At 61.6% G+C, this 19,784-nt stretch carries 20 protein-coding genes; 5 read left to right on the top strand and 15 right to left on the bottom strand.

Going from position 1 to position 19,784, the window contains the following annotated elements; all coding sequences use genetic code 11:
• On the bottom strand, positions 1-221 hold a 221-nt coding region (locus GBM95_RS04035), incomplete at its 3' end, for a transposase (RefSeq protein WP_193222565.1).
• A 54-nt stretch (positions 222-275) separates the two neighbouring features.
• Here GBM95_RS04035 and GBM95_RS04030 point away from each other — a divergent pair.
• From GBM95_RS04030 to GBM95_RS04015, 4 genes are all read left to right on the top strand, one after another.
• Entirely contained in the window at positions 276-623 is a 348-nt protein-coding gene (locus tag GBM95_RS04030) for an iron chelate uptake ABC transporter family permease subunit (RefSeq protein ID WP_152157905.1), read from the top strand.
• A 224-nt stretch (positions 624-847) separates the two neighbouring features.
• Positions 848-1,804 carry a ribokinase gene (locus GBM95_RS04025; RefSeq protein ID WP_152157904.1) on the top strand — a complete coding sequence of 319 codons (957 nt, stop codon included), beginning with the start codon at positions 848-850 and terminating at the stop codon, positions 1,802-1,804.
• Positions 1,805-1,819: 15 nt separating this feature from the next.
• Entirely contained in the window at positions 1,820-2,764 is a 945-nt protein-coding gene (locus GBM95_RS04020; RefSeq protein WP_152157903.1) for a nucleoside hydrolase, read from the top strand.
• A 244-nt stretch (positions 2,765-3,008) separates the two neighbouring features.
• On the top strand, positions 3,009-3,812 hold the full coding sequence (locus tag GBM95_RS04015; RefSeq protein WP_152157902.1) for a MetQ/NlpA family ABC transporter substrate-binding protein: 804 nt from the start codon (positions 3,009-3,011) through the stop codon (positions 3,810-3,812).
• Positions 3,813-3,924: 112 nt separating this feature from the next.
• On the opposite strand, the gene GBM95_RS04010 is transcribed toward GBM95_RS04015, so the two are convergent.
• The 4 genes from GBM95_RS04010 to GBM95_RS03995 all read right to left on the bottom strand — a co-directional run bounded on the left by GBM95_RS04010 (position 3,925) and on the right by GBM95_RS03995 (position 7,986).
• Positions 3,925-4,635 (bottom strand): YczE/YyaS/YitT family protein, encoded by a 711-nt coding sequence (locus GBM95_RS04010; protein WP_152157901.1) that lies wholly within the window; start codon positions 4,633-4,635, stop codon positions 3,925-3,927.
• Positions 4,636-4,798: 163 nt separating this feature from the next.
• The gene (locus GBM95_RS04005) at positions 4,799-5,968 is read right to left on the bottom strand and encodes a porin (protein ID WP_152157900.1); all 1,170 of its coding nucleotides are present in this window, start codon (positions 5,966-5,968) and stop codon (positions 4,799-4,801) included.
• A 44-nt stretch (positions 5,969-6,012) separates the two neighbouring features.
• On the bottom strand, positions 6,013-6,348 hold the full coding sequence (locus GBM95_RS04000) for a cytochrome c3 family protein (RefSeq protein WP_152157899.1): 336 nt from the start codon (positions 6,346-6,348) through the stop codon (positions 6,013-6,015).
• Positions 6,349-6,453: 105 nt separating this feature from the next.
• Positions 6,454-7,986, bottom strand: a complete 1,533-nt coding sequence (locus GBM95_RS03995; protein ID WP_152157898.1) for a flavocytochrome c — start codon at positions 7,984-7,986, stop codon at positions 6,454-6,456.
• Between the two features lie 226 nt (positions 7,987-8,212).
• On the opposite strand from GBM95_RS03995, the gene GBM95_RS03990 reads away from it, so the two are divergent.
• Positions 8,213-9,079: a cyclic nucleotide-binding domain-containing protein gene (locus GBM95_RS03990; RefSeq protein ID WP_152157897.1), complete on the top strand. Its 867-nt coding sequence runs from the start codon at positions 8,213-8,215 to the stop codon at positions 9,077-9,079.
• Positions 9,080-9,265: 186 nt separating this feature from the next.
• Here GBM95_RS03990 and GBM95_RS03985 read toward each other — a convergent pair whose 3' ends face one another.
• From GBM95_RS03985 to gsiB, 10 genes are all read right to left on the bottom strand, one after another.
• On the bottom strand, positions 9,266-10,282 hold the full coding sequence (locus GBM95_RS03985; protein ID WP_368042988.1) for a bile acid:sodium symporter family protein: 1,017 nt from the start codon (positions 10,280-10,282) through the stop codon (positions 9,266-9,268).
• Between the two features lie 383 nt (positions 10,283-10,665).
• Positions 10,666-11,376: a DUF3261 domain-containing protein gene (locus GBM95_RS03980; protein ID WP_193222564.1), complete on the bottom strand. Its 711-nt coding sequence runs from the start codon at positions 11,374-11,376 to the stop codon at positions 10,666-10,668.
• Between the two features lie 128 nt (positions 11,377-11,504).
• Positions 11,505-13,106, bottom strand: a complete 1,602-nt coding sequence (locus GBM95_RS12575) for an MMPL family transporter (protein WP_226963152.1) — start codon at positions 13,104-13,106, stop codon at positions 11,505-11,507.
• Positions 13,082-13,984: a hypothetical protein gene (locus GBM95_RS12570; protein ID WP_226963151.1), complete on the bottom strand. Its 903-nt coding sequence runs from the start codon at positions 13,982-13,984 to the stop codon at positions 13,082-13,084. Before GBM95_RS12570 ends, GBM95_RS12575 begins: the two co-directional genes overlap by 25 nt.
• 44 nt (positions 13,985-14,028) lie before the next feature.
• Positions 14,029-14,592 (bottom strand): nitroreductase family protein, encoded by a 564-nt coding sequence (locus GBM95_RS03970; RefSeq protein WP_152157894.1) that lies wholly within the window; start codon positions 14,590-14,592, stop codon positions 14,029-14,031.
• A gap of 99 nt (positions 14,593-14,691) precedes the next feature.
• A complete protein-coding gene (locus tag GBM95_RS03965) occupies positions 14,692-15,405 on the bottom strand; it encodes a hypothetical protein (protein WP_152157893.1) in 714 nt (237 codons plus the stop codon).
• 110 nt (positions 15,406-15,515) lie between these two features.
• Positions 15,516-16,088: a nitroreductase family protein gene (locus tag GBM95_RS03960; RefSeq protein WP_152157892.1), complete on the bottom strand. Its 573-nt coding sequence runs from the start codon at positions 16,086-16,088 to the stop codon at positions 15,516-15,518.
• Between the two features lie 160 nt (positions 16,089-16,248).
• Complete coding sequence (gene gsiD / locus GBM95_RS03955; protein ID WP_139687550.1) at positions 16,249-17,151, bottom strand: glutathione ABC transporter permease GsiD; 903 nt, start codon at positions 17,149-17,151, stop codon at positions 16,249-16,251.
• A gap of 49 nt (positions 17,152-17,200) precedes the next feature.
• Positions 17,201-18,121, bottom strand: a complete 921-nt coding sequence (gene gsiC, locus GBM95_RS03950) for a glutathione ABC transporter permease GsiC (RefSeq protein ID WP_152157891.1) — start codon at positions 18,119-18,121, stop codon at positions 17,201-17,203.
• A gap of 126 nt (positions 18,122-18,247) precedes the next feature.
• Positions 18,248-19,783 (bottom strand): glutathione ABC transporter substrate-binding protein GsiB, encoded by a 1,536-nt coding sequence (gsiB, locus tag GBM95_RS03945; protein ID WP_152157890.1) that lies wholly within the window; start codon positions 19,781-19,783, stop codon positions 18,248-18,250.
• Between the last annotated feature and the right edge of the window lies 1 nt (position 19,784).

The following is a 19,784-nucleotide window of genomic DNA, read 5'->3' as shown; positions in this document are numbered from 1 at the left end:
TGAAGGTAGGTCACTCCTTTAGGGAGCTTGAGGCTGGCCATGAGCTTGGGATTTCCTTTGTTGGGCAGCGTGCCGCAACCTGCTTGCTCTCTGGCAATCTTGAGCCAGTACGAGATCGTTGATTTGCCGATCGAGTACTGCTCCACGGCTTCAGAGATGCTGAGCTCCTTGCTCAGCAGGCGCGCTACGACGTTGTCTTTGAACTCCTGCGAATATCGCATGTTTTGCCACTCCATGAAAGGTTGAAGGGGTGGCGAAAGTTAGTATGACATCTAATGCTGGTTGCTCCTCATATGGCGCTCATGATGGGTGCGAGAACCGTGAAGGCGCAGCTTTTTGCCGCTGCGCTCCTGGGCGGCGCCATCGTCTCGTGGGCGGACTGGCTCGGGCAGGTGCTGATCTACCCGGCGCAGATTCCTGCGGGCACGCTCGCGGCGATTCTCGGCGCAGGCTACTTCCTGGCGCTCCTCTTGGGGAGCGCCTCAGAAAGCGGGATGTGGTTCATTAAAGGCCTCAAGGCGTCCGGGAGGCCAAAGCGTCTTCCGGGCGCCTGCAGCTCGAGTGTTCCTGATCAGTCCTCGCGCGAGGAGCATTTTTCAGGAATGCGCCGGGTTCTTCCGTAAAGAGCGTTCAATTCCTCAATCTTTCCCTGAGTAGCGCAGAAAAAGCTTGACAGCATTACCGCGACATTACGCATAATCACACTCTTGACTCTTATTTTTATTGAAGGCCTTTGAGAGTCCCCGAGCCCCCTGATCTCTCCGACGCTCCCAACTTCGTTGAGCCCCATGCGGATGAGCACCCGGCCTCTTTTCCCTCAAGCGCCTTGTTGTTACTGGTGACTGCTATGCCCCGCGTTCTCAATATCGGTTCCCTCAACATCGACTACGTCTACCAGGTCCCGCACTTCCTGCGGGGCGGGGAAACGCTTGCCGCCTACCGGCGCGCGATTCACATCGGCGGCAAGGGCCTAAATCAGAGCGTGGCGCTTGCCCGCGCCGGCCTGAGAACGAGCCACGCCGGCATCGTCGGTCAGGACGGCACGTTCCTCAAGGTCTTCCTTGAGCACGAGGGCGTGGGCGTCTCGCGCGTTGCGGTCGATCCGAACGAACCCTCGGGCCACACCTTCATTCAGGTGGTCCCCGAAGGCGGCGAAAACGCCATCCTTTACTACCCGGGCACCAATGTGCGCCTGACGCCCGAATTCGTGAAGTCCGCGATGGACGATTTCGGCGAAGGCGACGCGCTTCTCGTGCAGAACGAAACGAGCGCGGTGCGCTATTCGATCGAGCATGCGCTCGAGAAGGGCATGCGCGTCATCTTCAACCCTTCGCCCTTTGATTCTCAGGCGCCGCTTCTGCCGCTCAACCGAATTTCCGCGCTGATTGCGAACGAAACGGAAGCCGAAGGCCTTCTCGGTCTTGAAAAGAAGGAGAAGACTCCGGAAGAAGCCATGGACATCGTCGCCGAGCTCGGCCGCCGCTATCCCGACACCGTGATTCTCGTCACGCTCGGAAGCCAGGGCGTCGTCTGCCGCATGCCCGGGTTTGAACCTGATTTCATCAAGGCCTTCCCGGTGCATCCCGCCGATACGACGGGTGCGGGCGACACCTTCACGGGCTTTGCCGTGCGCGCCCTCATGGACGCCTGGGAGAAGAAGGACGCCGAAGAGGCTCATGCGGTGCTTCTCGAGGGGCTCCGCTTTGCCGCGATGGCTGCGGCGATTTCGGTGACGCGCCCGGGCGCGGCCGAATCCATTCCTTACTGGAAGGAAGTCGACGAAGCCATGCGCGATACGGACTGATCAAAGGAAAAAACGATGACGGAACCGAGAAAAATCATTCTCGACTGTGATCCGGGGTACGACGACGCGGCGGCAATCATTCTTGCCGCCGGGTCGCCCGCGGTGAAGATCATTGCCCTCACGACGGTTGCGGGCAACCAGACGATCGAAAAGGTCACCTCGAACGCGCTGCGCATTGCGCGCCTCGCGGGCCTCTCCGACATTCCGATCGCGATGGGCGCGAAGCGCCCGTTGATCCGCCCGGCGGTGGAAGTCTGCAAGGAAATCCACGGCGAATCGGGGCTTGACGGCGCCGACATGCCGGAAGCCGACATTCCGCTCGACCCGCGTCCAGCAGCTCAGCTCATTGTCGACACCATCATGCGCGAGCCCGAGGGAACGGTGACGCTCGTTCCGACCGGGCCCCTCACCAACATCGCCCTCGCGGCGAGGCTCGAGCCCCGGATTGTTTCGCGCGTGAAGGAAGTCGTCCTCATGGGCGGCGCCTGCAAGGAAGGAAACGTCAGTCCCTGCGCGGAATTCAATATCGAAAACGATCCGGAAGCCGCGCACATCGTCTTCAACGAACCCTGGAAGGTGACGATGGTGGGGCTCGACCTTACGTACCAGGCTAGGGCTGAGAAGCACGTGCGCGACCGCATTCAGGCGATCGGCACGAAGCCCGCGCACTTCCTCTGGCAGGTTCTCGAAGCCTTTGCGAAGAACTACAAGGCCTGGCGCGGCTTTGATGCGCCGCCCCTTCATGACCCCTGCGCGGTCGCCTACGTGATCGATCCGACCCTCATGGAGGTCCGCCCCACGGTGATCAACGTGGAGATCCGGGGCGAGCTCACGACCGGCATGACGGTCGCGGATCTGCGCCGTCCGGCGCCTCAAGGGTGCCATACCTTTGCGGCCCTCAAGCTCGACAAGGACCGTTTCTGGGATCTGATGGCGAAGTCCGTGGAACGGATCGGCTGACGGGTTCCGTGAGGTTCCCTCAAGACATGAAGCTGCCGGCTTCCTCAGGCGGAGGCCGGCAGCTTTTCTTCGGGCGCTTCTGATGAAGGCATTTGCCGCGGGCAACTGCTCAGAAAGCGGAGTAATACCTCAATCCCCGGGCAGATAGTTGATTTTCCGTAAAAGAAGACCGGTACACTTTTCCTCACTGAATACTTAGGGGTCGCGACCCGGATGCGATCCGACTGAAAAGAGGAAAAGCAAAATGCAACGCCGTAAATTGATCTTCGCCGCCGCGGCAGCCGCCGCAACGGCTCCCTTCCTGGGTGCAGCTTCCGCCTTCGCCGCTGAAAAGACGCTGCGCGTCGGCGTCACCGCCGGCCCGTCGGCCCAGATTCTGGAATACGTTGTTCCGATCGCGAAGGAGCTCGGCCTCAACGTCAAGATCTATGAGTTCCAGGACTACATTCAGCCCAACGCCGCGCTTGACGCCGGCGACATCGACGCCAACATCTACTGCACGAAGCCCTTCCTCGACCACGAGAACGAAACCCGCGGCTACAGCCTGAGAATCGCGGCGCCCGCCTTCACGCTCCCGATGGCGGTTTATTCGAAGAAGATCAAGTCCCTCAAGGACCTTCCGCAGGACGCGACAGTGGGCATCCCGAATGATCCGGCAATGGGCGGGCGCGGACTTCTGCTTCTCGCTGCGGGCGGCCTCATCAAGCTCCGCGAGGGCTCTGGCCTTCTTCCCTCGAAGTTCGACATCATTGAGAATCCGAAGAACCTGAAGGTCGTGGAGCTCGAGGCCGCGCAGCTGCCGCTTTCCTTGAACGACCTCACGATCGCCTGCGTGAACGGCAACTACGCTGCCGTGGCGGGGCTCAACCCGAGCAGGGACGGCCTTCTCGTTGAAGCGGCGAACGGCCCCTACGTCTGCAACATCGTCGTCACCGAAAAGAACCTCAACGAGCCCTGGGTTAAGACCTTCGTGAAGGCTTATCAGGATCCGCGCGTGAAGGAATGGATCCTCAAGAAGTTTGAGGGCTCCGTGATCCCCGGATTCTGATTTCTTCCGACGAACAACGGCAAGGTTTTGCTCGAAAAGCCGGCTGGAACTCTGCGTTCCGCCGGCTTTTCTTCACTTTTTGCCAGGTTTCCCTTCAGGCATGTGCTTCAGGTTATTTGCGATCGAGCGGCACTTCCCTGGGCTCTTCCACGGGCGGCGCCTCTTTCGGGAAGAGCCGGTTGAGGCCCTGATCGATCGCCTTTGCAAAGAGGCCGATCAGCACTGCGGACGCGAGCGTCCCCTCGCGGATCGCATGGATTTCGCCGAGAAAGACGAGTCCCAGGAGCGCCGCAATCCCGGTGAGCACAAGGTCGTTCGCGATCTTCATCGTGCCGAAGGATTTCCGCGCGAGCGCGGCCGCCGCAATGACGAAGCCTTCGCCCGGCTGCACGAGCGTTTTTGAGCGGATCTGCATTACGGTGCCGAGCGCGAGGATGACGTTTCCGACCACGCTCATGAGCGCGCCCGTCCACCAGCCGTTGGGCGTCAGAGACGAAAGGAGCAGCATCGAGAGGTCGATGAAGGCGCCGAAGAGAAAGCCGATCGGGATCTGAAGGAGATTCATCGGCGAATAGCGTTTCCTGAGGAGCGCAATCTGCCCGGCAACATACGCAAAGTTGAGGATGACGACGCAGGTGCCGAAGGTGAGTCCCGTAATCGCCGCGCCCGTATAGGGAACCGTGCTGATGGGCGTGGTCCCGAGACCCGCGAGCGTCGTGAGCGCAATCCCGAGGGACGCGAGAAACATCCCGGCGAGAAGCAGAAGGATGCGAAGAAGGAGGTGCGTGAAGCGACGGCGGGAGGCAGCGTGCGAAAGCGTCATTCCTGAATGATCTGTCGGAGAAAACGAAAAGAAAAAAATGGAAGCTTCTTTGCGGGAAGCTTCCAAAAGAGAAAGGAGAGAGAAGACTCATGCAGTCCGGGAAGAGAAAAGAGGAGATCCAGGTTCTCTTTTTCTCTCCCGGAGATTCAGGCTTTAAGCGCCATCAGAAGCGATGCACCATGCCGGCCGTGAGCTCGTAGCCCCAGGGGGTGGCATCGGTCTTCGTGGCATTCACCTCAACCTTTTCCTGCGACCAGCCGCCCATCACGTAGAGGGCAGTGCGCTTCGAGAGGTTGTAGTCGTAGCCGACCGCAGCCATCGTGCGCTTGAAGTCGACGTCGGATTCGTTATGCATGTCGCGGTGGCCTGCCATGGCCTTCGCCACGCCGCCCATGAAGGGAACATGGACGCCGAGATTGAAGCCGTAGCCCGTGACGAAGCCGTACTGGACTGCAGATCCCGTAACCGGGTTCGTGAGCGCACCGAGGCCGGCCGAAACAACGCCAGCACGCTGGGCGGTGCTGAGTTCCTGGTCTTCGAAATACTGGCCGAAGGCGAGGAGCTTCACGCCGCCGTCGAACGCATAGTTGCCGCCGAGGGTGACGGTCACGCCTGCGTCATCATGGGCGCGGGCGACTGTCCTGCCGTTGCCGTACATCGTCGTGTCGGCGACGAGCACCGCTTCAACCGGGCCCTGCTGGAAGCGCACCGCGGCGGACGCGTAGCGGTCGGAATCCGCCATGCCTTCGCGGTTCGTGGTATCCGTCTTCGAGTCGTTCTTGAAGGAATACATCGCGTAGCCGGTGAAGCCGGAGAAGGTCGGGGTGCGGTAGGAGATCGCGTTGTCGACGCGCGTCCACATCGAAGCCGTCACGGCGCCCGAGCCGAAGGCCTGGGTGTAGTTCGCAAAGAGCGGGTCGATTGCGCGGAAGAGGCCGTTCGCGCCCAGAACGCTCCCGAAGATCGGGAGGCGGCCGACGGCGAGCGCGCCGAAGTCGCCCGAGAGGGTGAGCGATGCTTCGCGGCCGAAGAGGCGGCCGTTCTGCTCCATGCTGCCCGTATCGGATTCAAAGCCCGATTCGAGGATGAAGCCCACCTTCATGCCGTTTCCGAGGTCTTCGCTGCCGCGAATGCCCCAGCGGGAGCCGAATTCCTGGCCCGTGGTCATTTTGAAGGTGTCGGCGGCGTCGCGGCCGGCGGCATCGGGGTCGGCGTGAACGAAGGAAAGGCCGGTATCAAGGACGCCGTAAACCTGGGCGTCGGCAGCAAAGGCGCTCATGGAGGCGCCGGCAAAGAGCCCGGCAACGGCGAGAGCCGCAATAGACTTTTTCATGATGATTTCCTGAAATGAGGTGCTTCAAACTGCCCCGAAGGCCCTTAGTGCTTCATCTTGAAGTCGAACTTGTGGCACTGAGCGCAGTAGTTTTCTTCCGGCTCGTGCTGCAGATGGCAGAGCGTGCAGTCGCCGTTGTGGGGCGCCTTATGCGGATTCGGATTGAGGCGGGAATTGGTCTTTTCCGCAATCTGATCGCGGTTGTGGCACTTGAGGCACGTGTTTTCGTCCGGCGTTTCCGGATTCTTCATGTCCGGGCCGTGGCAGCTTGCGCATTCAAGGCCGCGGGCGACATGGCGGTCGGCGCCGAAATCGGCGGCAGAGGCGGCCGTGCCGAAGATGAGGCAGGCGCTCGCGAGGATGAGGGCGAGGCGATTCATTTTTGTGGGGTCTCCGAGGGTTGGTCAGAACCTTTCGCCTGAAGCGGGCTTTGTCGGGGGGATGCACCGCTTCGGCGAAAGGAGGAGAAAAGGCTTCTACGAGAATCAGCAGCCCTTGAACTTCATCGCCGTGCGGGCGGCGACGCGGCCGAAGATCATGCAGTCGGCAACGGCGACGGTGCCGAGGCGCACCATGCCGTGGACGCCGCCCGTGACTTCGCCCGCTGCGTAGAGGCCGTTGATGACCTTGCCGCGAACCGAGAGGACCTGAGCGTTGTCGTTGATCTCAAGACCGCCCATGCAGTGGTGGACGCGCGGCCAGAGGCGGACGGCGAGGAAGGGACCGTCGGTGTTGGGCTTGCTGTCGTCGAAGAACATGCAGTCGAAGTCCGGATCCTTCTTGGCGGCCATGTAGCCGTTGAAGGTGTCGTTCGTCTTCTTGAGCTCTTCGTACGGGATCTTCAGGTCGTCGGCCATGGCCTGGAGCGTCGGGTATTCCTTGACGACGCCGGACTTGCGGGCGCGCTCGTAGATCTCGGGCGTCATGTTCTTGCCGATGATGACGTTCTTCGCGTTCTCAAGCGACGTGTAGATGACGCAGGGGTGGCCGATCGCGACGATGGCGTCGGCGCGGACCTTGCGGTTGCCGGTTTCCTTGATGAAGCGCTTGCCGGTGGCCGGATCAATCATGGGACCATAGCCCACGCAGGATTCGACGAAGAGCGGCGCAACACCGAAGCCCTGTTCGTCGGGCGAGGTCCAGGGACCGAGCTGAATCCAGTCCATCTGAATCGTGTTGGCGCCGATTTCCTGCGCTTCCTGAATCATTTCGCCCGTGGCGCCCGGATGGTTCGTCGAGGTGAACTCAGCCGTGAGGCGCGGGTCGTGCGAGGTGCGCATCTGAACGTTCTGAGCGAAGCCGCCCGAGGCGAGAAGGACGCCCTTCGTTGCGCGGATGTAGACGGTCTTGCCGGAATTTTCGCGGCCGAAGCGGTAGCCGGTGCGGGCCTTGACGCCGAGGACGCAGTGCTGGTCGTTGACGATGAGTTCGTCGACCACGCAGCGAAGGCGCGGCGTGACGCCTTCTTCCTTGAGCTTCGCGAGCATCGGGTTGATGAAGCCCGAGCCCGAGTTGTTCTCAACGGCGTGCGAACGGTGCACGGAGTGGCCGCCGTGGAAGGTGACGGCCTTGAACTTGACGCCGATCTTGTCGCGGAGCCAGTAGAAGTTCTCAACCGATTCGTCGGCGATGCGGCGGGCAAGGGCCGGGTGGGCGAGGCCGCCGCCCGCTTTGATGATGTCGGCGTAGAGGAGGTCGGCCGAATCCTTGATGCCGGCCTTTTCCTGCATGTCGGTGCCGGCAGCGGCAACAGCGCCGCCGTTGATGATGGAGTTGCCGCCCGGAACCGGCATCTTGTCGACGACGAGGATCTGGTCGGCAGGCATGCCGAGCTGGCGGGCTTCAAGCGCGGCGGCGAGGCCGGCAAAACCCGTGCCGACGATCACGAATTCCTTCGTTTCGTTCCAGGTGATGTTCTTCGCTTCCTCGGCGGAAACGGTCTTCACGAACGAGAAGGAACCGACGGCGGCAGCCGTGGCGGCGCCGAAGAGCTTGCGGCGGGAAATATCAGCGGACATTTTCTTTTCTCCTTTTTGAAATGCGTGCAGGGGCTTGAGGAGCTGGGAGACGCCTGGAGGAGCCTGATGCGCTTCCAGAGGCGCGTGTCTCATCCCTAGGCACAGCAGAAAGGTTAAAGAGCCGTCCGATGGAGATAAACCTAAATGCTTAGGTATAAACTGTCAGTGTTAACCCTTGTTTTTTTTCCTTTCTGGGTAATCTCTTCTCTCCCGATGGAGTTCCCCCATGCGCCGCTTTTCCCCGCAGTGGTTTGATGCGCTCCGCACGAAGCGCTTCAGCCGCGAGTGGCCGGGCGTTTCCGGTCCCGCCGCCCCCGTGATGCCCTGGGTGACGCCGCCGCTCCATCCCTACATCCGGAATCTCTTCAGCACGCGGGGCGTCGTGCGCGAGTTCGGCCCCGGCGAATGGCTTTTCCCCCGCGTGCAGGTGCGAAGCTTCATGTACGTGGAGGAAGGGCTCACGGGGAGGATTCTCGCGTCGCTCGACGGCCAGCCGGGTGCAGGCGCCATGGCGCTCTCGCCCCCGATGCGCAACGCTTCGGGGAACCTCAACTGGGTGACGGGACGCGCGGCGATCGGCCGCTACCAGGCGCTCTCGCACGTGCGCGTGAGGGAAATCCGCCACAGCGAAATGCACGACATTCTGAAGCCCTGGGCCAATCAGGACATCTTTCTCCTTGTCATGGGGCAGGCCGAACTCATCAATCTTTCGGACAGAATGGGCTTCGCCATCCTCGCGCTCCTTCCCGCCATGGAGCGCTTGAAGGCCCTTTTTCTCTGCTGGTCGCTCTTTTACGGCCATATCCTCGAAGAGAACGGGCGGCGCTATGTCCGCTTTCCCGTGCCCGGCCGGAAAGCCCATATTGCTCAGGTCATCCGAACGTCGCTTGTGACGCTCGACAGCCTTCTCGCGGAACTGCGCGCGGGAGCCGGCTACGAGCGCGAAGGCGACTTCTGCCGGCTCGAGGCTTCAGCGCTTCAGAGCGTTCACGACTGGATGCATCATGCGGACGGCGAAGGCGCCTACATCGCACGCCCGAAGCGGGTCGAGGACATGCTCTTTGCCGCGGAAGAGGAAGACGGACTCGAATAGCGCACTCTTGCGCACGAATGCGAAAAAAGCTCCGGACCCGGAATGGGAACGGAGCTTTTTTGATGCTTTCTCCATCCTTCCAAAGCTTCTCTGAAGCGGCTCACCCGATTGAGAGTGTGAAGTGAGCCGTGGGCGAACCGCTTCGCGGGAAGTGAAAGGTGTTCTGAAGAGAAAAGCGTTCTGGGATTAGTGCTTGGCGGAAACCGGAACGGTCTTTTCAGCACGCGAGACGCGCTCGATGCGGTCGAAGAACGATTCCTTTTCGCCTTCCTCATGCCAGCCCTGGAAGACCGTGGCGACGACCGGACCCATGACGTTGTGCCAGAGGGCGCCGAGCGCTGCAGGGAGCGCAGCCATCGGGGAAGCCGCAAAGTGCACCGTGGCGAGGGCTACCGCAAGGCCGGAATTCTGCATGCCGATCTCAAAGCAGAGGCACTTGCACTTGGCGAGATCCATGCCGGTGAAGCGTCCGGCCCAGTAGCCGAGGAGCATGCCGAGGGCATTCTGAACAGCAACGGCCGTGAAGACGAGCAGACCAACATTGAGGAGCTGGTTGCGGGTGGCGGCAACAACCGCGGCGGCAATCACGACGATGGCGGAAACCGACACGATCGGGAGCGCTGCCACAACGCCTTCAAGACGCTTGTCGCCGAGGACCTTGTGAACGAGAAGGCCGAGCGCGATCGGAAGCAGAATGATCTGAACGATCGAGAGGAACATCGCCATCGGGTCGATGTTGAGCCACTGGTTCGCAAAGACGTACATGAGGGCGGGCGTTGCAAGCGGCGCAAGAAGCGTCGTGCAGGACGTGACCGTCACGGAGAGCGCCACGTCGCCGCGGGCAAGGAACGTAACGACGTTCGACGCCGTGCCGCCGGGGGCGCAGCCGAGAAGCATCAGGCCGACAGCCAGATCAGGCGGGAGCTCAAGGAGAAGGCAGAGCGCATAGGCCGAGAGCGGCATGATCGTGTACTGGGCGACGACGCCGACAAACACGTCGCGCGGGCGGCGGAAGATTTCCCTGAAGTCGGATGTCGAGAGGGTGAGCCCCATGCCGAACATCACAACGCCGAGCAGAACCGGAACGTACGGGCCGACGAGCTTGAAAATCTCAGGGAAAATGAACCCGAGTATTCCAAACGTAATCACCCACAGGGCAAACGTCTTGTTTACGAACTGGCTCACTTTCACTAGATATTTCATTTCAAGCATCGAGGCATGCGTTATTGGCGCATCCCCTTCCAAAAAGCTGTAAAGCTGAAAAGAAGCTTCATGGTCGTTCCGGCCCGGATGAAGGGCCGCCCATAAAAGTTGTTTTCCGGGGCGGGAAAGCCGCCGGACTGCACCTGATGGAGAAAATCTCCTCACCGGAGGTGAAGTGCGTGAAGGTAACTTTACTTTGCAAAACGCTGCTTAGGGTCCGTTTACGGTGCGTTCTGCACGCATCGGGGGCGCTAATGCACAAAAGGATGACGCGCTCCAAGCCCGCTCGGAGAATGCGCTTAAGATGTCCGGCTTAGGCAAAACGCCTCAGACGGGCGCTCGGAAGCTTTTCCCTGACCTTTTTCCGGCTTTCGCCGGGCTCATCAACGGGCAGCTTCAATGTCGAGGGTGTAGCCCTCGGGGGCATTCATGATCGTGATGAGCGTGCGGCCCTGCGTGCGGGTGATGACGGCGCGCAGGATGGGGGCCTGATTGCGGATGAGCGCGCGGATTTCGGCGTCGCCCCGGTTCGTGACGATGAGGTCGAGCTCGGAAGGAATGCTTTTCTTCACGCTCTCAGCAGGCCAGAACGCAAAGGCAAAGTCGCGGATGAAGCGGTCCGCCTTCACTTCCGCGGGAAGCCGCGGGCTCCTTGATTCCTCAACGCCTTTCTGATTCCAGGTGATGGCCCAGACATTCATTCCCATGGCCGTGAAGGCGGCGCGAAGAAGCCCGGGATCGGAAACGACGAGGGCGCGCAGAACCGTTACGGACTTCGGAGCTCCCGAACGGAGCGCTTTCTCGTGAAAGCGGATGCGGATCTGCTGATCGAGCGTGAGCTTCGGGGCATCGGCGATGGAGGGCCTGAAGACGGGCGCGAGCGCGCCGTCGTCGACCGGTGCGTGAGGAAGCGCTTCGGTTTTTCCGTCGGGCTTCGCGGGCCTCTTCTTCGCTCCCGCGGGACGCTTCTTCTGAGGCGGCTGAGCGGGCTTTCCTGCTTCCTCACTTTCCCTTCTCAGCACGGAGCAGCCGGTGAGGGAGAGCGCGAGAAGGAGCGCGGCAAGGGAGCGGCGGGCTATGAGCGGGGAGTGCATCTGAGGGAGCCTATCGAAGGAAAAGAAGCCGTCTGGATTCGGGACCGCACGGAGACCGGCAGTCCCGGAAGTAGAGAGCATAGCGGAGCCTCAGCGAATCCACGGCGGAGAAATGCGCTCATTTCGTCTCATTGAGGCACCTGATCCGGCCTCAGGAGCGGCGTCGCGATCCACACCACCAGCTGCCCGAAAAAGAGCGTGAGGCCGAAAACGTGAAGCGCAGGGGTCGCGGAAAAGGCGAGGAGCCCGAAGGAAAGCATCGTCGTCACGCCCGAAAAGAGGACGGCCGCAGCGGTCCGACCGTCTGAGGGGTTCCCCGTGATGAAGATTCCGTAGTCGATCCCGAGGCCGAGGAGGAGCACCATAGCGAGGCTCGCGAAGAGCGTGAGCGGAATGCCGCAGAGCCCGAGGACGGCGGCCGAGAAGACGATGCCGAGGGCGGTCGGAAGCACTGCCCGCCAGCCGTTCCGGCCGAAGCGGAGCGTGAGGGCAATAAAGAGGAGCCCGAGGCCCGCCGCAAGGAGCATGAGAATGCGGTCGCGGTAGAGGGAAAGCCCCTCGTCCATGCCGGCGGTGATGTCGACGAAATGAACGCCCTCCGGGACCTCAAGGGCGTTGAGCGCCGCGAGGTGCTCCGGCGTCACGCCCGAGAGCGTGAGCATGAGGACCGCTTTGCCTCCATTTTTCTCATCGGGCTCTTCGAGAATGAACGCATCGAAGACCGGGGCGAGAGAGGTTTTCAGAATGTCGCCGGGTGCAAGAGCTCTGTCGCCCGGCCCTGTCGGGGCGGCGCCGAGGAGCTCCTCAAGGACGGGGCTCGCGAGCTGAACTGCCTTTCTTACGACCTCCCGGTTCTGATTCTGTTCGGCTTCGGTCGGGAGCCACAGGGAGAGCCCCTGGGGACGAAGGGCTTCGAGGCCCGGGGTCCCGGCGATCAATGCTCTCACGCGTTCTTCCCTTTGAATGGCCTGATCGAGCGTTCCCCCTTCAATCACAAAGGCCTGGGCGGGCGAAGGCAGTTGAAGGCGCTTCTGCGCTTCAAGCTGGCTCGTGATGAGGGATTGGGGCGCCCCCTGAAGATCCCGGATGCCGGAGGCAAGGTGCACTTTTGAGAGTCCGAAAACGAGGATTCCGGCGAGGATGATGAGCACGATCAGAACGCCGGGTCGCCGGAGGGCTTCCTTCGAGAGCCTCGGAATCTTCGGGAGCGCGATGACGAGGCGCTCCATGAGGCGCGTGTCCTTCGCGGGCGCAAAGCGTTCGGCAAAGGGAAGAAGAATCAGCACGATGAGGAGCGCGCCGATGAGTCCGGCTGCCGCGAGGATCGCCATCTGCGTGAGGCCGGGAAGCGGCGTGAAGGCGAGAACAAGATAAGCGGCAGCTGACGAGAGCGCGGCGGAAAGAAGCGGCACGATGAGCCGGCGGCGGCGATCAAAGGCCGATTCGCCCGGGCGCTTCATCGTCATCCAGTGCGAGGAATAGTCGATCGAGACGCCGATCAGAGTGGCGCCGAAAACAAAGGTAATGAGGGAGAGCTTTCCGAAAACCGCAAAGCTCAGGCCCAGCGCAATCAGGAATCCCCCGCCTACGGTTGCCGCCATCAGAAGAAGCGTGGAAATGCGGCCGAAGAGAAGCCACGCAAAGAGAACAACGCCGATGGTTGAGACGGAGCCGATCCAGGCAACTTCATCCTTTGCGCGCGAGGCTATGGCGTCCGTGAAGAGCGGCACGCCGCGCGGGCCGAGGAAAAGCGGACATTCCCGTCAAAAGGAAACTCTTCCCTCAGCGCTTCGTCGGCTTGCGTGAAAGTCCGGGCGAGCCCCGCTTCGCCCGAGCTTACGCGCTCCGGGTCGACGGAGAAAAAGAGGAGAAGAGAGCGTTCCCGGGGATCGGCGCTTTTGACTTTGAGCCATGTACGGCCGTCTATTTCGGTTCGCCGCCACGGGGTTTCCGAGAAGCGCCCGAGAATCCAGTGATCGAGCGTCCCGAAGGGGTCGATGGAGAAGTTCGCGGCCCCCGTGCTGAAGCCCGACATCGTGCGCACCGCTTTGGCCGCAAGCGCCTGGGAGGCGGCTTCGGGCGGCAGCGCGAGGAGCTTTTCAAGATCCGCCCTGTCCTTCTGCGTGAGGAAATTCCCGGCGGTTTCCGGAATGTTCGGAATCGCGCCGGTGCCGGCGGGGTCCGCGCGCTGAAGCACTGGATTCTTCAGAACGATCGATTCCCAGAGGCGTGCGGCGTCGGCGAGCTTTTTTTCGTTCTTTTTTTCGCGGGCGTCGGCATCGCTCTTAAAGGCGAGCGTCAGAACGGCGGCAATGCGTTCGGTTTCCGTCCGGGAGAGCTTCTCCCGAAGCTTCTCTTCAATGGCCGGCGAGAGTTCGGGCGCGAGCGATTCGGGAAGGAGCGACGCTACGTCGGCCTCGAAGGGGCGCGACGTGATGTGGGAGGCAACCGAAAAGAGCGAAAAGAGAAAAAGGACGAGGAGCGCAATGAGCGCAGGTCGTCCTTTTCGGGCTTCCAGAAAAAGAAGCAGGATGTCGGCAAGGCGGCGCACGGGCTCAATTCCGAAAAGAAATGAAGAAGCGTTGGCGAGTCCTTCATTATCCGGCATCGGGGCGCCGGACAAGGCCCCGTGCGTCCTTGCCTTTACTCAGATCAGGCCGGGCGGCCGCAGGTGAAGAGCACGATGGGTTCGAGCTTTTCGCCGAGCTTCATGGCCTTCCTGAGTTCCTCATGGTCGAAGGAGGCGCGCACGCACCCGGCAAGACCGAGCGCGGCGGCGGCGAGGTAGCAGGACTGGCCCATCGTGCCCGCGTCGACGTAGACGCCGGTCGGACGGGCATTCTTCGCGCGTTCCTGGTCGGCAACGAAAACGATCGTCACGGGAGCCTTTTCGACGTATTCGAACTGGTAGGCGGTGGAAACCTTGCGGACGTCTTCCTCAGCCGTCTGTTCGAGCGTGTTCGTCGCGGCATTCCAGCGCCAGGCGCCGTCGGCGCGCAGAACGTAGGGCGAAACCGCACGGAGGTCGAGGGTCGAAGGCGTCGTCCGGCGGCCGTCTTCCGTCGTGAGGCCGGCGCAGGCCCAGAGGAGAGCGGCGAGTTCGGCGTCGTCAAGCGCCGCGTTCGTGCATTCGCGGTTGGTGCGGCGGGCTTTGAGCGCCTCTTCGAGGGAGAGCGTGCCGAGCGTCTTCGGGGCGGGAAGCTGAATGGTTTTCATGGGTTATCTCCTCTTGATGGTTTCAATGAAAGAATGAAAGCTGGTTTCAGGAACAAAAGCGGATAGCGCATCTCTTCCGAACCGGAGGGCAAGATGCCTTCATGCGCCGTCAAGGAGCGCTCTTTCGAGCGCCGCGCCCTCATGTGCGCGGGCGCGGGCGATGTCTAGGCGCCTCAGCAGTATGGCGGCGCTGCGCCTCAGAATCTTCGCAATCCGGGCAGGGTCCGCGGCCCCTGGGGCCGCTCTGACCTGAAGGACGGCGCCCGTTCCCGGCGGCATCGGATAGAGCCCCTTCATTTCGGGAAAAATCCCGCTCCGTTCCGGAAGGTCCGGGCATGTTTGAGCCGAGAGCCCCTCGAGGAGCACGGCGTCCTCGAGCGAAAGCGCGCACATGGGGGAGTCCCATTTGTCGTGCGCGAGAATGCGCAGGGTCATGGCGTCCGCGGATTCCGGGGCTTCCTCAAAGGCAAGCACGAACTGCGGCAGAAGCCTCACCGCCCGGGCGTTTTCGGATCCGGGTGAGGCATGGCTTCCCTTTTTCGGAAGATCGAGAATGATGAGCGCATTGCCGGTGCTCTTTTCCGCCGCTTTCGTCGTGCCCGCGAGCCTCACCATGTCGGGCGAAGGTTCCGTGCGCCGGATGCCGGAGATCGCTGCGGATTCGTCGCCGCGGGCGAGCGATTCAAGAACGTCCTTGGGCGCAGTCCCGGTGAGTTCGGCAAAAACCTGAAGCGCCGGATCCGACGGATCGTCATCAGACCTTGCCTCCATAATGAAGGCAAGAATGGCATCAGGGGTGGCGGCTTCAGACATGAAAACTCCCGCGTTCGAATGGACTCTGAAGTTTATTTTCAGCGCAAAACGCGGGAGTTCCGATAGCCTGAGGCGCCAATAGGATGTTTTTCTGCGCCAGACGGTATGGGTTACTGCGGGTGTCCGACCGTGTAGCAGAAGATCGGCGTGAAGGTGGCGGGAAGTCTCATGCGCTTTCCCAGCTCAGGGCCGTTGACGGAACCTCTCGGCACCCCGGCGAGCCCCATGGCGGCAGCGGCAACGGCTGCGTTTTCCATCATGGCGCCGGCGTCGAGGTAGACGAAGTGGGGCTGCGCCATCTGGGTGCGGGGCGTGTTTTCTGCGACGAAGACCAAGGTCGCGGGCGCATTGTCCACAAACTGGTGCTGCCCGAGGGTCGAGGCCGCCCGCAGATCCGCCCGGGAGATGAGTTCAAGCGCATGCTTTTCCCCGTCGTAGCGCCAGACGCCGTCCTTCGCGAGAAGGAAGACCGAGACGCTCCGGAGGTTGAGGCAGGAAGGAGCGGTTCTCTTCCCGTCCTTCGTCGTTGCACCGGCTGCGGCCCAGAGGAGGTTCGAGAGCTCGGCGTCGGAAAGCGCGCGGTCCGAAATCGTGCGGATGGTGCGGCGGCTGCGAAGCGCATCCGTCACCGTCATCGCCATCGGCTGCGGATCGGGAAGTTTGCGGAGAATCTTTTCGGGCATTTCGGGTATTTCCTTCAAAGGAGACTGATGGAAAGACTTTACTCCCGGTCGCTCCGCCTGCGGCCCTCAAAAAGAATTAAAAAAAGGCCGGATCCCATGAGGAATCCGGCCGGAATTGAAGTCTGCTCTCCCCGAGGCAAGGCCTCCGGGGAGTGATCGATCAGCGGTTCGTGTCGACCTTCGGGTCAAGGGCGTCGCGCAGACCGTCGCCCAAGAGGTTGAAGGCGAGCACGGTGAGGAAGATCGCGATCACGGGGAAGATCGCCGCATGCGGAGCGGTCAGCAGGTCCGCACGGGCTTCGTTCAGCATGGCACCCCATTCAGGCATCGGGGGCTGAGCGCCGAGGCCGAGGAAGGAGAGCGATGCCGCCGTGATGATCGAGGTGCCGATTCTCATCGAGAGGTAGACGAGAATCACCGAGATCGTGCCCGGAAGAATGTGGCGGATCAAAAGCATCGAGTCGCTGATGCCGAGGGACTTCGCCGCTTCCACATAGGTCTGCGTCTTGAGCGAAAGGACGTTCGCGCGCACGAGACGGGCGAAGGCCGGAATCGAGAAGATTGCGACAGCGGCCACGACGTTCAGCATGCCGCCGCCGAGGATCGCCACGATGCCGATCGCGAGGAGGATGCCCGGGAAGGCGAAGAGAACGTCGGCGATTCGCATGATGACGCGGTCGGCCCAGCCTTCATAGAAGCCCGCGATGAGGCCGAGGATCGTGCCGATCACGGCGCCCGCGAAGACGGACGTAAAGCCGCAGACGAGCGAAATGCGCGTGCCCGCGACGATGCGGCTGAAGATGTCGCGGCCGAGCGCGTCGACGCCGAACCAGTGCGCGGCCGAGGGGCCTTCGTTCAGCATGTCGTAGTCGAAGTAGTTCTCCGGGTCGAAGGGCGTGATCACCGGTCCGAGAATTGCAACGACGATGAGAAAGAGCACGAAGATGCCGGCCGCCATGGCGACGGGCTGCTTCTTGAACTTTCTCCAGAATTCGCCCATCGGGGTGCGCAGCGCGTCATTCGACTTCGCGATGCGGGGATCCACTGCAGTAGAGGTACTCATTTTTTCTGATTCTCCGGAATTTAAGTTTTTCTCTTGTGTAGCGGATCAATTACTTGTAGCGAATCGACGGATTGATCCATCCGTAGAGGACGTCGACCACGAGGTTGATCACGATGAATTCGAGCGAGAAGAGGAGGACGCTCGCCTGAATCACCGGATAGTCGCGCATGTCGACGGCGTCGACGAGAAGGCGCCCCATGCCGGGCCAGTTGAAGACCTTCTCAACGACGATCGAGCCGCCGAGCAGGAAGCCGAACTGCAGGCCCATCATCGTCACCACCGGAATGAGGGCGTTTCTGAGGGCGTGCTTCACGACGATGTTGGTTTCCGTCACGCCCTTCGCGCGGGCCGTGCGGATGTAGTCGTCATGAAGAACCTCGACGAAGGAAGCGCGTGTGAATCGGGCCATGACGGCTGCGACGGCGGCGCCGAGCGTAATCGACGGGAGAATGTAGTGCTTCCAGGAAGCGGCGCCCACGGTCGGGAGCCACCCGAGTTCGACGGAGAAGATCTCCATCAGCAGGATGCCGAGCGCGAAGGCCGGGAAGGAAATGCCCGAGACGGCAAGCGTCATGCCGAGGCGGTCAGGCCACTTGTTGCGGAAGACGGCGGAAACGACGCCGATCACAAGGCCGAAGACCACCGACCAGAACATCGACGCGAGCGTGAGGTAGAGGGTCGGCCCGAAGCGTTCGGCAATTTCCTGAATCACCGGACGCTGGGAGCGGATCGAGGTGCCGAAGTCGCCCTGCAGGACGCCCCCGACGAAATGAATGAACTGCTCAGGGAGCGACCTGTCGAGGCCAAGGCTGTGGCGGATCATCTCGACCGTCGCTTCGTCGGCTTCCGGGCCGGCTGCGAGTCGGGCCGGGTCGCCCGGCAGCAGGTGGATGAAGAAGAAGACGCAGATCGCGACGATGATGAGCGTTGGGATCATGCCCAGGAGTCTTTTAATGAAATATCGCAGCATGGAGTCGCCGGCGCATTCGCCTGAGAATTGAAGTTGGGTGTTTGTTCCCCCGGGGGAAGGCTGAAGCTGCCTTTTTGAAGGAAGCTCTGCCGTCCCGCAGGGGCGTTGTGAGTGAATTTTGAAGCTTTACTTGAGCTCAAGCTCGGAGAAGTTGAAGCTCGCATCGGGCTGGATGTAGAAGCCCGTCAGGTTCTTCGCCGCACCGGCAATGTTCTGCTCGGTAGCGAGGAAGATCCACGGGGCGTCGTGCCAGATCTGCTTCTGAATGTCGGCGTAGAGCTCGGCCTTCTTCGCGCGGTCGGTGGTGGCGAGCGCTTCCATGAGCTTCTCGTCGACCATCTTGTTCGAATAGTAGGAATCGTTCGAATCGTTCGGCGTGAAGCTTGCCGTGGCAAGAAGCGGACGGATCGCGTAGTCCATTTCGCCCGTGGAGCTCGACCAGCCGATGTAGTAGAGCTGGTGCTCGGACTTCTCAGGCGTCACGGATTCAACGAGCGCGGTGCGCTGGCCGGCCTCAAGCGCGCGGATGTCGGCCTTGACGCCCACCTGCGCGAGCTGCTGCTGCAGGAACTGGATGATCTTCATCGCGGTCGAGTGGTTGTAGCCCGACCAGAGCGTCACCCGGAAGCCGTTCGGATAGCCCGCTTCCTTCAGAAGTTCGCGGGCCTTCTTGGGATCATAGGGCCAGGGACCGAGCTTCACGGCATAGTCGACGTTCATCGGCGCGACGCCCGTGGCGGGATCCGCATAGCCATTGAAGGCGACCTTCACGAGCGCCTTCTTGTTGATCGCGTAGTTGAGGGCCTGGCGGACGCGGATGTCCTGGAAGGGCTTCTTCGTCATGTTCATTTCGACGTAGCGCGTGATGATCGAGGGCGTCACGTCGACGCGGACGTTGTTGCGCTTCTCGATCTGCTTCACCTGTTCGGCAGGGAGCGGGAACGCGTACTGTGCTTCGCCCGTAAGGAGCATCGCAACGCGGGTCGAATTCTCAACGACGGGCTTGAAGGTGATCGAATCGACCTTCGGGTAGCCGGCGCGCCAGTAGTTGGGGTTCTTCTCAACCTTCAGGACTTCTGCCGGGTTGTAGCCCTTCATCACGAAGGGGCCTGTGCCGCAGGGATGGAAGGCAATCTGAGCGCCCCACTTCTCGAGCTCCTTCGGGCAGATCATGCCGCCGCTCGGATGCGCGAGCTGGTTGATGAAGGCGGAGAAAGGCTTCTTCAGCGTGAACTTCACCGTGTGGGCGTCAACGACGTCGATGCGGTCGATGTTGGAGAAGAGAACGTAGCGCTTCAGGCTGTTCTTCTTATCCATCACGCGCTCGTAGTTGATCTTGACCGCTTCGGCCGTAAAGTCCTCGCCGTTCTGGAACTTCACGCCCTTCCTGAGCTTCACCGTATAGACGAGGCCGTCGGGGCTCGCTTCATAGCTTTCGGCGAGCACGTTCACGAGCTTCATGTCCTTGTCGAACGAGAAGAGCCCTTCGTAGAAGGACTTCACGACCGCCTGCGAGAGCGTGTCGCTCGCGTTGTAGGGGTCGAGCGTCGTGAAGGTGGAGGCGACCGCAACGGTCACGTCCTTCTGGGCGGCCTGAGCAGCGCCCGCGGCAAGGAGGGCGCCGGAAAAGAGAAGGGGCAGAGCAGCCTTGACGAATTTCATC

Source organism: Sutterella seckii (assembly GCF_009183815.1).
GTDB lineage: Bacteria > Pseudomonadota > Gammaproteobacteria > Burkholderiales > Burkholderiaceae_F > Sutterella > Sutterella seckii.
Note: the sequence above shows the minus strand (reverse complement) of the source record. Positions and strands in the feature narration are given on the sequence as shown.

Excerpts from the sequence above, each read along its gene's own strand:
- GBM95_RS04005 (WP_152157900.1), bottom strand. The coding sequence starts at position 5,968 with ATGAAAAAGTCTATTGCGGCTCTCGCCGTTGCCGGGCTCTTTGCCGGC.
- GBM95_RS04015 (WP_152157902.1), top strand. The coding sequence starts at position 3,009 with ATGCAACGCCGTAAATTGATCTTCGCCGCCGCGGCAGCCGCCGCAACG.
- GBM95_RS03985 (WP_368042988.1), bottom strand. The coding sequence starts at position 10,282 with ATGAAATATCTAGTGAAAGTGAGCCAGTTCGTAAACAAGACGTTTGCC.
- gsiB (WP_152157890.1), bottom strand. The coding sequence starts at position 19,783 with ATGAAATTCGTCAAGGCTGCTCTGCCCCTTCTCTTTTCCGGCGCCCTC.
- GBM95_RS03960 (WP_152157892.1), bottom strand. The coding sequence starts at position 16,088 with ATGCCCGAAAAGATTCTCCGCAAACTTCCCGATCCGCAGCCGATGGCG.
- GBM95_RS03970 (WP_152157894.1), bottom strand. The coding sequence starts at position 14,592 with ATGAAAACCATTCAGCTTCCCGCCCCGAAGACGCTCGGCACGCTCTCC.
- GBM95_RS04025 (WP_152157904.1), top strand. The coding sequence starts at position 848 with ATGCCCCGCGTTCTCAATATCGGTTCCCTCAACATCGACTACGTCTAC.
- gsiC (WP_152157891.1), bottom strand. The coding sequence starts at position 18,121 with ATGCTGCGATATTTCATTAAAAGACTCCTGGGCATGATCCCAACGCTC.
- GBM95_RS04020 (WP_152157903.1), top strand. The coding sequence starts at position 1,820 with ATGACGGAACCGAGAAAAATCATTCTCGACTGTGATCCGGGGTACGAC.
- GBM95_RS03980 (WP_193222564.1), bottom strand. The coding sequence starts at position 11,376 with ATGCACTCCCCGCTCATAGCCCGCCGCTCCCTTGCCGCGCTCCTTCTC.
- gsiD (WP_139687550.1), bottom strand. The coding sequence starts at position 17,151 with ATGAGTACCTCTACTGCAGTGGATCCCCGCATCGCGAAGTCGAATGAC.
- GBM95_RS04030 (WP_152157905.1), top strand. The coding sequence starts at position 276 with ATGCTGGTTGCTCCTCATATGGCGCTCATGATGGGTGCGAGAACCGTG.
- GBM95_RS03965 (WP_152157893.1), bottom strand. The coding sequence starts at position 15,405 with ATGTCTGAAGCCGCCACCCCTGATGCCATTCTTGCCTTCATTATGGAG.
- GBM95_RS12570 (WP_226963151.1), bottom strand. The coding sequence starts at position 13,984 with ATGCCGGATAATGAAGGACTCGCCAACGCTTCTTCATTTCTTTTCGGA.
- GBM95_RS03995 (WP_152157898.1), bottom strand. The coding sequence starts at position 7,986 with ATGTCCGCTGATATTTCCCGCCGCAAGCTCTTCGGCGCCGCCACGGCT.
- GBM95_RS03990 (WP_152157897.1), top strand. The coding sequence starts at position 8,213 with ATGCGCCGCTTTTCCCCGCAGTGGTTTGATGCGCTCCGCACGAAGCGC.
- GBM95_RS04010 (WP_152157901.1), bottom strand. The coding sequence starts at position 4,635 with ATGACGCTTTCGCACGCTGCCTCCCGCCGTCGCTTCACGCACCTCCTT.
- GBM95_RS04000 (WP_152157899.1), bottom strand. The coding sequence starts at position 6,348 with ATGAATCGCCTCGCCCTCATCCTCGCGAGCGCCTGCCTCATCTTCGGC.